This window comes from Pseudomonas sp. TZ252 (assembly GCF_056110345.1).
Genome location: NZ_CM148566.1, coordinates 788,817 through 801,947, shown reverse-complemented (window position 1 = coordinate 801,947; position 13,131 = coordinate 788,817). Strand labels below are relative to the sequence as shown.

The 13,131-nt window shown below is 67.7% G+C and carries 12 protein-coding genes; 3 read left to right on the top strand and 9 right to left on the bottom strand.

What is annotated here, in order from left to right:
- Positions 1 to 70 precede the first annotated feature (70 nt).
- From ACYAF3_RS03720 to ACYAF3_RS03705, 4 genes are all read right to left on the bottom strand, one after another.
- Positions 71 to 1,174, bottom strand: coding sequence for an enoyl-CoA hydratase/isomerase family protein (locus tag ACYAF3_RS03720; RefSeq protein ID WP_003114169.1), 1,104 nt, complete (start codon positions 1,172 to 1,174; stop codon positions 71 to 73).
- Positions 1,175 to 1,232: 58 nt separating this feature from the next.
- Positions 1,233 to 2,051 (bottom strand): enoyl-CoA hydratase, encoded by an 819-nt coding sequence (locus tag ACYAF3_RS03715; protein ID WP_003085498.1) that lies wholly within the window; start codon positions 2,049 to 2,051, stop codon positions 1,233 to 1,235.
- 65 nt (positions 2,052 to 2,116) lie between these two features.
- A complete protein-coding gene (locus ACYAF3_RS03710) occupies positions 2,117 to 3,280 on the bottom strand; it encodes an isobutyryl-CoA dehydrogenase (RefSeq protein ID WP_003085499.1) in 1,164 nt (387 codons plus the stop codon).
- A gap of 11 nt (positions 3,281 to 3,291) precedes the next feature.
- The gene (locus ACYAF3_RS03705) at positions 3,292 to 4,800 is read right to left on the bottom strand and encodes a CoA-acylating methylmalonate-semialdehyde dehydrogenase (RefSeq protein WP_023518357.1); all 1,509 of its coding nucleotides are present in this window, start codon (positions 4,798 to 4,800) and stop codon (positions 3,292 to 3,294) included.
- 132 nt (positions 4,801 to 4,932) lie between these two features.
- Between ACYAF3_RS03705 and ACYAF3_RS03700 the strand changes: the two genes are divergently transcribed.
- The 3 genes from ACYAF3_RS03700 (at position 4,933) to ung (ending at position 7,487) form a co-directional block, all read left to right on the top strand.
- On the top strand, positions 4,933 to 5,814 hold the full coding sequence (locus tag ACYAF3_RS03700; protein WP_003106441.1) for an AraC family transcriptional regulator: 882 nt from the start codon (positions 4,933 to 4,935) through the stop codon (positions 5,812 to 5,814).
- Between the two features lie 56 nt (positions 5,815 to 5,870).
- Complete coding sequence (locus tag ACYAF3_RS03695) at positions 5,871 to 6,692, top strand: VanW family protein (protein WP_003114171.1); 822 nt, start codon at positions 5,871 to 5,873, stop codon at positions 6,690 to 6,692.
- A gap of 99 nt (positions 6,693 to 6,791) precedes the next feature.
- Positions 6,792 to 7,487, top strand: coding sequence for a uracil-DNA glycosylase (gene ung / locus ACYAF3_RS03690; protein ID WP_003106436.1), 696 nt, complete (start codon positions 6,792 to 6,794; stop codon positions 7,485 to 7,487).
- Between the two features lie 126 nt (positions 7,488 to 7,613).
- On the opposite strand, the gene ACYAF3_RS03685 is transcribed toward ung, so the two are convergent.
- Genes ACYAF3_RS03685 through ACYAF3_RS03665 form a run of 5 tightly spaced genes read right to left on the bottom strand, consistent with a single transcriptional unit; the run spans position 7,614 to position 12,987 of the window.
- Complete coding sequence (locus tag ACYAF3_RS03685) at positions 7,614 to 8,651, bottom strand: AbrB family transcriptional regulator (RefSeq protein WP_003114172.1); 1,038 nt, start codon at positions 8,649 to 8,651, stop codon at positions 7,614 to 7,616.
- Positions 8,644 to 10,161 (bottom strand): tripartite tricarboxylate transporter permease, encoded by a 1,518-nt coding sequence (locus ACYAF3_RS03680; protein WP_003116509.1) that lies wholly within the window; start codon positions 10,159 to 10,161, stop codon positions 8,644 to 8,646. The genes ACYAF3_RS03685 and ACYAF3_RS03680 overlap by 8 nt, the downstream gene beginning before the upstream one ends.
- Before the next feature lie 10 nt (positions 10,162 to 10,171).
- Positions 10,172 to 10,642: a tripartite tricarboxylate transporter TctB family protein gene (locus tag ACYAF3_RS03675; RefSeq protein WP_003101933.1), complete on the bottom strand. Its 471-nt coding sequence runs from the start codon at positions 10,640 to 10,642 to the stop codon at positions 10,172 to 10,174.
- A 48-nt stretch (positions 10,643 to 10,690) separates the two neighbouring features.
- Positions 10,691 to 11,674, bottom strand: coding sequence for a tripartite tricarboxylate transporter substrate binding protein (locus tag ACYAF3_RS03670; protein WP_003085519.1), 984 nt, complete (start codon positions 11,672 to 11,674; stop codon positions 10,691 to 10,693).
- A gap of 29 nt (positions 11,675 to 11,703) precedes the next feature.
- Entirely contained in the window at positions 11,704 to 12,987 is a 1,284-nt protein-coding gene (locus ACYAF3_RS03665) for an OprD family porin (RefSeq protein ID WP_003116508.1), read from the bottom strand.
- Positions 12,988 to 13,131 lie beyond the last annotated feature (144 nt).

The window sequence follows — 13,131 nt, the reverse complement described above, 5'->3', positions numbered from 1 at the left end:
TGTGAAACAGCTTAGACGCTATGGACGTGGCGGGCCCGCGCCCTCCTTCGGCAGAGGGCGGCGCGGCGGATCAGAGCCCCGCCAGCGGATGCTCGCCCTCCCAGGTCGGCTCGAAGTGCGCCTCGATCACCGCCTGCGGGATCGATTCCACCTGCGGCCAATGCCAGTTCGGTGCGTTGTCGCGATCGATCAGCCTTGCGCGTACCCCCTCGGCGAAGTCCGGATGGCGCGTGCAGTTCAGGCTCATGGCGTATTCCAGGCGGAACACCTCGGCCAGCGACAGGTAGCGCGCACGCTCGATCTGCTGCCAGACCAGATGCGCGGTCATCGGGCAGCCCTCGGCCAGGGTCTTCGCGCCACGCGCAAGCAGCGGGTCGGCGTCGTCGCGCAGCGCCACCAGCGCCTGCCAGGCGCTCGCCAGGTCCGGCTGGTCGAGCAGTGCGTCCAGGCGCGGCCGGCGCGGGAGCAACTGGGCCTCCGGCAGTTCGCCGCGGGCCTCGTGTTCGAGGGCGCGAAGCAGGCTGTGAAGTTGCACTTGGGGCGACTCGTTCCAGTTCATCTGCACCAGGCCGGCGAGCAGGGCGTCCTGCTGGTCGTCGAGAAGGAAGCGGTCGGCCAGGTCGAGGTCGAGAGCGTCGCGGGCGTTCATCTGCGCCGCGCTCAGGCCGAGGAACAGGCCGAGCCTGCCGGGCAGGCGGGCGAGGAACCAGCTGGCGCCGACGTCTGGGTACAGGCCGATGCCGATCTCCGGCATCGCCAGGCGGCTGGACGGGGTGACGATGCGAATCCCGGCACCCTGCATCAGCCCCATGCCGCCACCCATCACATAGCCGTGGGCCCAGCAGATGAAGGGTTTCGGGTAGGTATGGATGCGGTAGTCGAGGCGGTATTCATCGGCGAAGAAGCGTCGCGCCAGGGCCGGTACCTCGCCGGGTTGCTCGCGGCAGGCGTCCACCAGCTTGCGCACGTCGCCGCCGGCGCAAAAGGCCTTGGCGCCGTTGCCGCGCAACAGCACGCAGGCGATGCCGGCGTCCTCGGCCCAGGCGTCGAGTTTCGCCGCCAGGGCCTCGATCATCGGCAGGGACAGGGCGTTCAGGCTCTTTTCCGCATCCAGGGTGGCAATGCCGATGCGGAAGCCATGCAGGCTCGGGCGTTCTTCGAAAAGCACGTTCATGTCGGGGCTCTCGGCTCGGGCGGGCTGTGGCGCAGCCCGCCGGGTTCGATGGGAAGGCTCAGCAGTTGCGCCACTTGGGATCGCGCTTCTCGAGGAAGGCGTTGACCCCTTCGCGGGTGTCCTGGGCGTCGAACAGATCGACGAAGCGCTCGCGCTCCTCCGGCAGCCAGGTGTTCGGCGCGCGTTCGCGGGCACCCTGGATCAGCGGCTTGATGGTGCGGATCGCCACCGGGCTCTGGCGTGCCACCTTGGCCGCCAGCAGCAGGGCGGCGCCGCGCGCCTCGCCGCTGTCCACCACCTGTTCGACCAGGCCGATGCGCAGGGCGGTTTCCGCATCCACCCGCTCGTTGCAGAGGATCATCCGCTTGGCCCAGCCTTCGCCCACCAGCCAGGGCAGCGCCTGGGTCCCGCCGGCGCAGGGCAGCAGGCCCACCGCGGCCTCCGGCAGGGCCATCTGCGCCTGGCGCTCGGCGATGCGGATGTCGCAGGCGAGGGCGCACTCCAGCCCGCCGCCCATGGCGTAGCCGTTGATCGCCGCGATCGACACCCCGCGGAAATCGCGCAGCGCCTCGAAGGCTTCGCCGAAGCGGCGGGCCATCTCGCGAGCGCGGGCCTTGTCGCCGTCGGCGAACATGTTCAGGTCGGCGCCGGCGGAGAAGAACTTCGGCCCCTGGCCGGTCACTACCAGGGCGTAGATATCGTCGTCGCGGTTGAGGTGCTCGATCAGTTGGCGGAGGCCGATCAGCGAGTCGCGGTCCCAGGTGTTGGCCGGCGGGTGGTTGATGGTGATCAGCGCGGTGTGCCCGTGCTTTTCCACGGTGAGCTTGTGGGTCAGGTCGAAGGAGGAAGCCTTGTAGGGTTCGACGGCAGTGTTCATGAAGTCCCTCACTGGATCATGGGCCGGGGCGTCCCGGCACTATCGGATGCGATGGTTCGCGGCGTTCACAGCAGGCGATCGAGCATGCCGCCCTGCTCCAGCAGGCGGCGGGCGACGATCACCCGCATGATTTCGTTGGTGCCTTCGAGGATCTGGTGCACGCGGGTGTCGCGTACCCAGCGCTCCAGCGGATAATCGTTGAGATAGCCGTAGCCGCCGTGCAGTTGCAAGGCCTCGTTGCAGACATCGAAGCAGCGGTCGGTGGCGAAGCGCTTGGCCATTGCGCAGTACAGGGTCGCCTCGGCGTCGCCGCGGTCCAGCCGATGGGCGCCGAGGCGGACCATCTGGCGGCTGGCGGTGAGTTCGGTGAGCATGTCGGCGAGCTTGAACTGCAAGGCCTGGAAGGTCGCCAGCGGCTTGCCGAACTGCTCGCGCTCCTCGACGTAGCGCATCGACTGCTCCAGCGCCGCCTGGGCGGCGCCCAGGGAACAACTGGCGATGTTCAGGCGGCCGCCGTCGAGGCCTTTCATGGCATAGACGAAGCCCTGGCCCTCCGGGCCGATGCGGTTGCCGGCGGGGATGCGCACGCCTTCGAAGGTGATGGTGCGGGTCGGCTGCGCGCGCCAGCCCATCTTGTCCTCGTTGCGGCCGTAGCGGATGCCGGGCGCGTCGGCCGGCACCAGGAAGCAGGAGATGCCCCTGGCGCCGTCCTCGCCGGTGCGCGCCATGACGATCAGCACCTGGGTGCTGCCGGCGCCGGAAATGAAGCACTTGCTGCCGTCCAGCACGTATTCGTCGCCCTCGCGGCGGGCGCGGGTGCGCAGGCGCGCGGCGTCGGAGCCGGCATCGGGCTCGGTCAGGCAATAGGAGGCGAGCGACTCGCCGCCGATCAGGCCGGGCAGCCAGGCCTCCTTCAGCGCCGCGTCGCCGAACGAGGCGAGCATCCAGGCGGCCATGTTGTGGATGCTGATGTAGGCGGTAGTGGCCACGCAGCCGGCGGCCAGTTGCTCGAAGATCAGCGAGGTGGACAGCCGCGACAGGCCCAGGCCGCCGTCTTCCTCGGCGATGTACAGGCCGAGGTAGCCCTGTTCGGCGGCGGCGCGGATGACTTCCACCGGGAAGTGATGGTCGCGGTCCCAGTCGGCCGCCTTCGGCGCCAGTTCGTGGCGGGCGAAGGCGCGGGCGCTCTCCACCAGCAGGCGTTGTTCTTCGGTGAGGTCGAAATCCATAGGTCCTCGGGTCACTTGAGATGGATGGTCATGTTCGGGCCGGCCGACGATTCGTCGGTCGTCGGTTCATCGTCGAACCAGCGGCTGGTGACGGTCTTGGTCTCGGTATAGAAGCGCACCGCCTGCTTGCCGTAGGCGTGCAGGTCGCCGTAGAAGGAACCCTTCCAGCCGGTGAAGGAGAAGAACGGCAGCGGTACCGGGATCGGCACGTTGATACCCACCTGGCCGACCTGCACCGCGTGCTGGTAGCGCCGAGCGGCGCCGCCGGAGCGGGTGAACAGGCTTGTTCCGTTGCCATAGGGGTTGGCGTTGACCAGGGCGATGGCCTCTTCCAGGCTTTCCACCTCCAGGCAGGCCAGCACCGGGCCGAAGATTTCCTCGCGGTACAGGCCCATCTTCGGCGTCACTGCGCGGAACAGGGTGGGACCGAGCCAGTTGCCGTTGGGATAGCCTTCGACCTGGCACTGCGAGCCGTCGAGCAGGCACTCGGCGCCTTCCGCCTTGCCTTCGGCGATCAGGCGCAGCACGCGCTGGCGCGCCTGCGGGCTGATCAGCGGACCATAGGCGGCGTCCGGGTCCTGCCAGTGGCCGGGGCGCAGGGCGGCCATCCGCTCGGCCAGTTCGGGAATCCACTCGCGCGCCGCGCCGACGAACACCGCCGCGCTGATCGCCATGCAGCGCTGGCCGGCGGCGCCGCAACTGGCGCCGACCAGGTTGCCGAGAACCTGGGCCTTGTTCGCGTCGGGGAGGATCACCATGTGGTTCTTCGCCCCGGCGAAGGCCTGCACCCGCTTCAGGTGCGCGGTGCCGGTGCGGTACACGTGCTGGCCGACGGCGACCGAGCCGACGAAGGAAATCGCCCGGATGTCCGGGTGGGTGAGGAGGGCATCGACCTGCTCGCGGCCGCCATGAATCACCTGCAGCACGCCCTTCGGCGCGCCGGCCTCGAGGAACAGCTCGGCGAGGCGGTTGGGTGTCAGCGGATCCTGTTCGGAGGGCTTGAGGACGAAGGTGTTGCCGCAGGCGATGGCCAGCGGGAACATCCACAGCGGGATCATCGCCGGGAAATTGAACGGGGTGATCCCGGCGCACACGCCGAGGGGCTGGATCCAACTGGCGGTGTCGATCTCGCGGGCGACGTTTTCCACCGTCTCGCCCATCATCAGGCTGGCCACGTTGGCGGCGTGTTCGACCACCTCGATGCCGCGCCACACGTCGCCCTTGGCATCGGCGAGGTTCTTGCCGGTCTCCCGGGCCAGCAGTTCGCCGAGTTCGTCGTGGTGTTCCTTGAGCAGGTGCTGGTAGCGCAGCATCAACCGCGCTCGCTCGGAAGCCGGGACTTCGCGCCAGGTCTCGAAGGCGCGCTGGGCGCTGGCGATGGCCTGCTCGATCTCGTCGGCGGTGGCCTTCGGCGCCAGCGCGAGGACGTCCTGGGTCGCCGGATCGGTGACTTCGACCAGCTCGCGGGAACGGCTGCCGCGCCATTCGCCGTCGATCAGCTGGGGGATTGCCTTGGCCATCGTCGCCTCCGCTTCCCGGTGGACCGGGATGTTGTTTTGAGTCGTTATAGCCGGCCGCAAGCCGCCTGTGGATTGACGATCTTGCGCAAGGGATGGACGATCTTGGGATTCAGACTACCGAGTCGCGTCGCCGTGAAGCGTTCCGTACAGACCTCCGCCTGGCCCCTGCCCAACCAGGGGGTGCGTTTCATCACGCCGCCCCGCCTGCGTCGCGCCCTGGCCCGCCATCCGCTCGGCCAGGCCTGCTACCCGCTGGCCCTCGGTTACTATCCGGAGGCGCATGGCCACCACATGCAGCGGCGCGCGCCGGACGACAACCTGTTGATCTACTGCCGGGCCGGACGCGGCTGGCTGGAGTGTGCCGGCGAGCGCGTTGAGGTCGGCGGCGGCGACCTGCTGGTCCTGCCCAAGGGCCGGGAACATGCCTACGGCGCCGACTCGCAGCGGCCCTGGAGCATCTACTGGGTACATTTCGAAGGCGGACTGGCGGAGGATTTCCTGCGTCCGCTGGGCAGCGCCCCGCGCCTGCGCCTGGGCATGCAGCCGCGCCTGCTGGCGGAGTTCGATGCGCTGCTGGCGCTGCGTCGCCAGGGCCTCAGCCTGCCGCACTTCATCCATGCCGCGCACCTGTTGCAGGGCCTGCTCACCTCGCTGGCGGTGCGTCCGGCGCGGGCCAGCCTGAAATCCGGACGGGTGCTGGACATCGACGCGGTGCAGGCGCTGATGCGCGCGCACCTGCACGACAGCCTCAACCTCGACGAGCTGGCGGCGCAGTTCAAGCTGTCGCGCTTCCATTTCGCCAAGACCTATCGCGCCCTGACCGGCCAGGCGCCGATCCAGGATTTCATCCAGATGAAGATGGCCCATGCCTGCCGCCTGCTCGACGAGGGCGCGCTGGAGGTGCGGCAGATCGCCGAGCAGCTCGGCTACGCCGATCCCTATTACTTCTCGCGGCTGTTCCGCAAGGTGGTGGGCATGGCGCCCAGTCACTACCGGGCGCTGCACCAGGGCTAGTGCTCCGGGCATAATGCTGCATCCTGCCCGTGGGCCGAGACCGACAAGGATCGTCGATGCGCAAACCCCTATCGCTCTACCACCCCTGGCTCTACTGGCTGCGGGTCTGGCAACGACGTCTCTGGCGGCACTGCCGCTGGCGTCTTGGCGGCCGTCGCTACGTGCGGTTGCCATCGGTCGACGAGCGCCTGCCGTACCGCTACATCAAGCACACCTCGAAGTTGATCCGCCGCCTCGGCGACAGCGACCTCGCCCTGCAACGCAACAAGGTGGTCAACCTGCGCTTGGCGGTGGACTGCATGAACGGCGTGAGCATCGGCCCCGGCGAGTACTTCTCGTTCTGCCGGCTGGTCGGTCGGCCCAGCGCCCGGCGTGGCTTCGTCGAAGGTATGGAGTTGTCCTTCGGCGAGGCGCGCAGCGGAATCGGCGGCGGCATCTGCCAACTGAGCAACCTGATCCACTGGATGGCCCTGCATTCCCCGCTGCGCGTGGTGGAGCGGGCCAACCACAGCTTCGACCCGTTTCCCGACGAGGGACGGATCCTGCCGTTCGGCTCGGGCGCGGCGATCTTCTACAACTTCATCGACCTGGTGCTGCACAATCCGACGGCGGATACCTTCCAGCTGCGCTTCCATATCGCCGCCCACCAACTGGAAGGCGAACTGCTGTGCAGCGCGCCGCGCCCTGTGCGCTACCACGTCTATGAGAGGGCACAGCGCTTTGTCCGCGACGGCGATGCGGTGCTGAGGCTCAACGAGATCTGGCGCGACATCCGGGAAAAGGGCCAGGCCGGCACCCTGCTGGCCAGCGAGTGCCTGTACCGCAACCGGGTGCGCGTGAAGTATCCGGTGGAAGAGGCCCGCCTGTCCCGAGATTGACAAGCGCGGCGGGCTTTTCTACGGTTCCGCGGCCACAGGCTGTCGGCGACCTTCTGAAAAAGGCCGGACGACTTTTTCAGTACCGAGACAGGGGGTTCCATGACCGATAACGACGACCGCATCAAGCTCGAGGCGAGTTGGAAGGAAGCGCTGCGCGAGGAATTCGACAAGCCCTACATGAAGCAACTGGGCGAGTTCCTGCGCCAGGAGAAGGCCGCCGGCAAGGTGATCTTTCCGCCCGGGCCATTGATCTTCAACGCGCTGAACACCACGCCGCTGGAGAACGTCAAGGTGGTGATCATCGGCCAGGATCCCTACCACGGACCAGGCCAGGCCCACGGCCTGTGCTTCTCGGTGCAGCCCGGCGTGCCGACGCCGCCGTCCTTGCAGAACATCTACAAGGAACTCAACCGCGACCTGAACATCCCGATTCCCAACAACGGCTACCTGCAGCGCTGGGCGGAGCAGGGCGTGCTGTTGCTCAATACCTCCCTGACCGTCGAGCAGGCCAAGGCCGGCTCCCACGCCAATGCCGGCTGGCAGCCGTTCACCGACCGCGTCATCGAGGTGGTCAACGAGCGTTGCGAGCGCCTGGTGTTCCTGCTCTGGGGCAGCCACGCGCAGAGCAAGCAGAAGCTGATCGACCCGCAGCGCCACCTGATTCTCAAGTCGGCGCACCCGTCGCCGTTGTCGGCCTACCGCGGTTTCCTCGGCAACGGCCACTTCAGCCGCACCAACAAGTTCCTCGAGCAGAACGGCAAGACGCCTATCGACTGGTCGCTGCCGGACCTCTGAAGGCCGCTGTCGCCCAGCTCTTCACATGGTGGGCGCCGCTGTGTGCCTCTGACCGCGCCCGGAAAAAAAAGCCCGCACGAGGCGGGCTGGAAAACGCCACACATCCAGTGTGGCGGCGTGGCTCGATCAGCCGGCGCGCTTCCTCCAGTAGCGGAAGCACGGCTCGGCGAGGAACAGCACCAGCAATAGCCTCAGTACCTGCAAGGCGGTGACCAGCGGCACCGAGAGCTGCAAGGCTTCGGCGGTCAGGCTCAGCTCGGCGATGCCGCCGGGCATCATGCCGAGCATCAGCGACTGGTGGTCGAGGGTGGTCAGCCAGCCGAGCAACTCGGCGGCGAGCGCCGCGGCGAACATCATCCACAGCGTGCAGACCAGGGTACGACTGACGAAGGCTGGAGCGCTGCGGAAGAAACTGCGGTTGAAATGGCAACCCAGGGCGCTGCCGATCAGCCATTGGCCGACGCCGCTGGAACCGGCCGGCAGGCCGATATGCAGGTCGAAGCCGAGGCTGACGCCGGCCGCCAGCAACAGCGGGCCGAGCAGCCAGGGATTGGGTTGGCGCAACTTCTGCCAGCCCAGCGCGACCAGCGCCCCGGCCGGGAACAGCAGGGCCAGCCAGTGCCAGTCCACCGGCGCGGCCTGGTGCGGGCCTGGCTGGCCGCCGCCGAGCAGGTACTGGAACGCCGCCGGCACCAGCAGCACGACCAGCAACAGGCGCAGGCTCTGCGCTGCGGCGACGCGGCTGAGCACCGCGCCGTGGCGCTGCCCGAGGTTGACCATCTCGCTGGCACCACCGGGCATGCTGGCGAAGAACGCGGTGGCGCGGTCCTCGCCGCTGCGGCGCATGAAGGCGATCGCCAGCACGCTGGAAAGCGTGGTGGCCACGGCGCCGAAGACGATGATCACGCTATGCGCCAGCACTTGCTCGATCACTGCCGGGGTGAAGTGCAGGCCGATGCCGATGCCGACGATCCATTGCCCGCACTTGCGTGCCCCCGGCACTTCGGCCAGCGGCAGGTCGGCCAGGCAACGCACCAGCATCACCGCAAGCAGCGAGCCGATCATCCACGGCAGCGGCCAGCCGACCAGGCTTGCCAGCCAGCCGCCAAGGGCGCCCACCAGCGGCGTCGCCCAGTACAGCCTCCAGGTGACGCGCTCAGGCATCGGCCAGCCCTGTCGCGCGACGGGCCACGCGGCGGCGCCAGGCGCGGACCAGCGGCAACAGCAGCATTACCACCACCAGCGCCCAGGTCACCAGGCTGATCGGGCTCGACCAGAGGATGCCCAGTTCACCGTTGGAGATCGACAGCGCGCGGCGCAGGTTCTGCTCCATCAGTCCACCGAGGATGAAGCCCAGCAGCAGCGGCGAGAGCGGGAAGTCGAGCTTGCGCAGGATATAGCCGATCACGCCGATGCCGACCATCAGGAACAGGTCGAAGGTGGTCGCATGCACGCCGTACACGCCGATCCCGGTGATGATCGCGATGGCCGGCACCAGGGCCCAGTTCGGCACCGCGAGGATGCGGGTGAATACGCGGACCATCGGCACGTTGAGGATGATCAGCATGACGTTGGCGATGAACAGCGAGGCGATCAGGCCCCAGACGATGTCCGGTTGCTGCTGGAACAGCAGCGGGCCGGGAGTGATGTTGTACAGGGTCAGGGCGCCGATCATCACCGCAGTGGTACCCGAGCCGGGCACGCCGAGGGTCAGCATCGGCACCATGGCGCCGCAGGCGGAGGCGCCGATGGCGGTCTCGGGAGCGGCCAGGCCGCGCATGTCGCCCTTGCCGAACTCGCCCTTGGCACCGGCCAGCTTCTTCTCGGTCATATAGGCCACCGCGCTTGCCAGGGTCGCGCCGGCGCCGGGCAGTACGCCCATGACGAAACCGAGCAGACCGCAGCGCAGGTTGACCAGGAATACGCTGGCGGCCTCCTTGAAGTTGAACAGCATGCGTCCGGTGGCTTTCACCGCCTCCTGGCCGTGGTGGGTCTTCTCCAGCAGCAGGAGGATCTCGCTGACCGAGAACAGGCCCAGCACCAGGACCACGAACTGGATGCCGTCGGCGAGGTGGATGCTGTCCCCGGTGAAGCGGTACACGCCGCTGTTGGCGTCGATCCCGACGCTCGACAGGAACAGCCCGAGCAGCGCCGCCAGCAGGGTCTTCAGCGGGCGGTCGCCGGCCATCCCGCCGAGGCAGACGATGGCGAACACCATCAGCACGAAATATTCCGCCGGACCGAAGGCGATCGCCCACTTGGCCAGCAGCGGGGCGAACAGGACCATCCCGCAGGTGGCGATGAAAGCGCCAATGAACGAACTCCAGGCCGACAGCGACAGGGCCACGCCGGCCAGGCCCTTGCGTGCCATCGGGTAGCCGTCGAGGGTGGTCATCACGGTCGAGGCTTCGCCGGGGATGTTGAGCAGGATCGAGCTGATCCGCCCGCCGTATTCGCAGCCCAGGTATACGGCGGCGAGCAGGATCAGCGCGGTTTCCGGCGGCAGGCCGAGGGCGAAGGCCACCGGGATCAGCAGTGCCACGCCGTTGATCGGACCGAGGCCTGGCAGCAGGCCTACGATGGTGCCGATCAGGGTGCCGATCAGCGCGGTGATCAGGTTGGTCGGCGTCATCGCGACGCCGAAGCCCTGGCCGAGGTAGTTCAAGGTTTCCATCACGAAGTCCTCACAGCGGCAGGAAGTCGAGAACGCCCAGCGGCAGCGGGACGTCCAGGGCGCGGTCGAACAGCCAGTAGAGGCCGATCCCGAGCAGGCTCGCGGTGACCACCGCAGGGATTGGCCGGGCGCCGTAGAGAATGGCCATGCAGGAGCCGACCAGGGCGGCGCTGAGGATGAAGCCGAGCGTTTCGAACAGGCCGGCGAACACCAGCAGCAGGGCGATGCAGGCGAGCACCTTGAGCAGCACGGCGCCGCCCAGCGGTTGTTCGTCCTCGGCGTGGCGGATCGGCGTCGGCCGCGCGATCAGCCACGCCAGGCCGGCGCCCATCAGCGCCAGGCAGAGCAGCGGGTAGGCGCGCGGGCCGACCGGTTCGTAGGAAAACGGCGCCTGGTAACGCCAGCCGGCGACCGCCAGGCCGACGCAGGCGAGCAGCCAGAGCCCGGCGAACAGGCGCTGGTACAGGTTGGAACGGGTCATGGGACGATCCTCGTGGCGCGGCCGGGGTCCGGCCGCGCGCGGGCTGGCTTACTGGATCAGGCCGAAGTCCTTGGCCAGTTGCTTGTACTGCTGGACCTGCTGCTTCACGTAGCCGTCGAGTTCCTCGCCGGTCATGGCGAAGGGGAACAGCTCGCGCTGGTCGCGCAGCTTGGCGAAGTCCTCGGAGGCCAGCAGTTGGTCGAAGGCGTTCTTCCACCAGGCGTAGTCTTCGTCGCTGACCTTCGGCCCGAGGTAGAACCCGCGAACCACCGGCCAGACGATGTCGTAGCCCTGTTCCTTGGCGGTGGGGATGTTGGCCATCGCCGCCTCTGGCAGGCGTTCTTCGGAGAACACCGCGAGCAGGCGCATGTCGCCGCTGAGGATGTGCGGCATGGAGTCGGAAATGTCGGTGCTGCCGACCTGGATGTGCCCGCCGAGCAGCGCGGTGGCGATCTCGCCGCCGCCTTCCAGGGCCACGTAGCGCAGGTCGCGCGGATTGATCCCGGCGGCCTTGGCGATCAGCGCGGTCTGCATCCAGTCCTGGCTGCCGACGGTGCCGCCGGAGCCGATCACCACCTTGCTCGGGTCGGCCTTGAGCGCCTTCACCAGGTCGTCGAGGTTCTTGTAGGGCGAGTCGGTGCGCACTGCGATGGCGCCGTAGCTGGTGCCGATGGCGGCCAGCCATTTCACCGCGTTCTCGTCGAAGCGGCCGAACTTGCCCTGGGCCAGGTTCAGCAGCGAGCCGCTGGAGAAGGCGGTGATGGTGCCGGCGTCGCCCGGGCGTTGGGCGACCACCGCGTTATAGGCGACCGCGCCGACGCCGCCGGGCATGTAGGTGACGCGCATCGGCTTGCTCAGCAGCTTGGCCTCGACCAGGGCGCTCTGGGCCAGCTTGCAGGTGAGGTCGAAACCGCCGCCGGGGGACGCCGGGGCGATGCATTCGGGACGCTTGGGTTCGGCCACGGCGGCGCCGGCCAGCAGCAGGCCGGCGGCAACCAAGGCGAGGGGACGAAAAGACAGTTTCATCATCATCGGTGCTCCTGTGGAGTTCTTGTTCTGGCTTACCAGATCGGCAGGGTATAGCTGACGATCAGGCGGTTCTCATCGATGTCGCGGGTGAAATTGGAACGGAAGGTCGCGTTGCGCCAGCGGATTCCGAGGTTCTTCAGCGCGCCGCTCTGGAACACGTACTGCAGTTCGGTGTTGCGTTCCCATTCGCGGCCTTCGCCGCGCTGCCCGGCGAGTTCGACATTGTCGCCCTTGACGTAGCGGGTCATGAAGGTCAGGCCGGGAATGCCGAGGCCGACGAAGTCGTAGTCGTAGCGCAGTTGCCAGGAGCGCTCCTTGGGGCCGGCGAAGTCGTTGACCTGGACGAAGTTGACCAGGTACGGGTTGCTGCCTTCCAGGTAGGGGAAGGCGTCGTCGCCGTTCATTCGCTGCCAGGCCGCACCGAAGGCATGGTTGCCAAGGCTGTAGGTGAACATGCCGTTGAGCGACTTGTTGTCGATGCCGCCGGCCTTGGCCGAGCCGCTGTCGGTGCTGCGGGCGAAGCGCAGGTCGCTGGTCAGTTCGCCGGGACCGATCGGCCAGCTGTGCAGCAGGCCGACGAAGTGCTGGCGGTAGACGTCCTGCAGGTTGCTGTAGTGATAGCTGGCGGTGAGTTGGTCGGTGAGCTTGTAGTCCAGTCCGCCGAGGTCGAAGTGATCGGCGCTGACCCCGGCGAAGCGGCCGTTCTTGTCGTTCAGCGCGAGGTCCTCGGAGTCGCTGGAGTCGCGGATCTTGGTCTTTTCCAGGCGCCCGGCGGTGAAGCCGAGGTCCTTGATCTCCTTCGAGGTGAGCAGCGCGCCTTCGAATATCTGCGGGAAGATCCGCCCGTTGTTCGGTTGTACCGATGGCAGCTTCGGAATCAGCGTGCCGACCTTCAGCTCGCTCTGCGAGACCTTGACCTTGGCGGTCAGGCCCAGTTTCGAGTAGGTGTCCGGCGCGCGGCCGTCGGAATCCTTCGGCAGCAGTCCGGTACCGCTGCGGCCGCGGCCGGAGTCGAGCTTGACGCCGAGCATGCCCATGGCGTCGAGGCCGAAGCCGACGGTGCCCTGGGTGTAGCCGGACTGCAGGTTGAGGATGAAGCCTTGCGCCCACTCCTCGCGCTTGGACTGGCCGGGGCCGTCGCGGAAGTCGCGGTTCATGTAGAAGTTGCGGGTTTCCAGGCTGGCCTTGCTGTCTTCGAGGAAGCCGGCGGCGTTGCCCAGGGGCGCGATGCCGGCGAGCACGACGGCGGTGGTGGTCAGGGTGGTGCTGCGGGACGAACGTACAGACCTTGCGGCCTGCGGCAGGGAAGTCGACATGCAGTGGTCTCCGATTCTTGTTCTTGTACGCCGAGCACCACGCTGCAGGGCGTTTTGGCGGACGATCTGCGCCGTCCATCGACTGATCCTAAGACGCCAAGCTTTCGCCAGGCTTTCAGCAATCCCCGGTGGCAGAGAAGCCAT

Coding starts and splice junctions, on each gene's coding strand:
- ACYAF3_RS03715 (WP_003085498.1), bottom strand. CDS start 2,051: ATGAACACTGCCGTCGAACCCTACAAGGCTTCCTCCTTCGACCTGACC.
- ung (WP_003106436.1), top strand. CDS start 6,792: ATGACCGATAACGACGACCGCATCAAGCTCGAGGCGAGTTGGAAGGAA.
- ACYAF3_RS03665 (WP_003116508.1), bottom strand. CDS start 12,987: ATGTCGACTTCCCTGCCGCAGGCCGCAAGGTCTGTACGTTCGTCCCGC.
- ACYAF3_RS03705 (WP_023518357.1), bottom strand. CDS start 4,800: ATGGCCAAGGCAATCCCCCAGCTGATCGACGGCGAATGGCGCGGCAGC.
- ACYAF3_RS03675 (WP_003101933.1), bottom strand. CDS start 10,642: ATGACCCGTTCCAACCTGTACCAGCGCCTGTTCGCCGGGCTCTGGCTG.
- ACYAF3_RS03720 (WP_003114169.1), bottom strand. CDS start 1,174: ATGAACGTGCTTTTCGAAGAACGCCCGAGCCTGCATGGCTTCCGCATC.
- ACYAF3_RS03695 (WP_003114171.1), top strand. CDS start 5,871: ATGCGCAAACCCCTATCGCTCTACCACCCCTGGCTCTACTGGCTGCGG.
- ACYAF3_RS03685 (WP_003114172.1), bottom strand. CDS start 8,651: ATGCCTGAGCGCGTCACCTGGAGGCTGTACTGGGCGACGCCGCTGGTG.
- ACYAF3_RS03710 (WP_003085499.1), bottom strand. CDS start 3,280: ATGGATTTCGACCTCACCGAAGAACAACGCCTGCTGGTGGAGAGCGCC.
- ACYAF3_RS03680 (WP_003116509.1), bottom strand. CDS start 10,161: ATGGAAACCTTGAACTACCTCGGCCAGGGCTTCGGCGTCGCGATGACG.
- ACYAF3_RS03670 (WP_003085519.1), bottom strand. CDS start 11,674: ATGATGATGAAACTGTCTTTTCGTCCCCTCGCCTTGGTTGCCGCCGGC.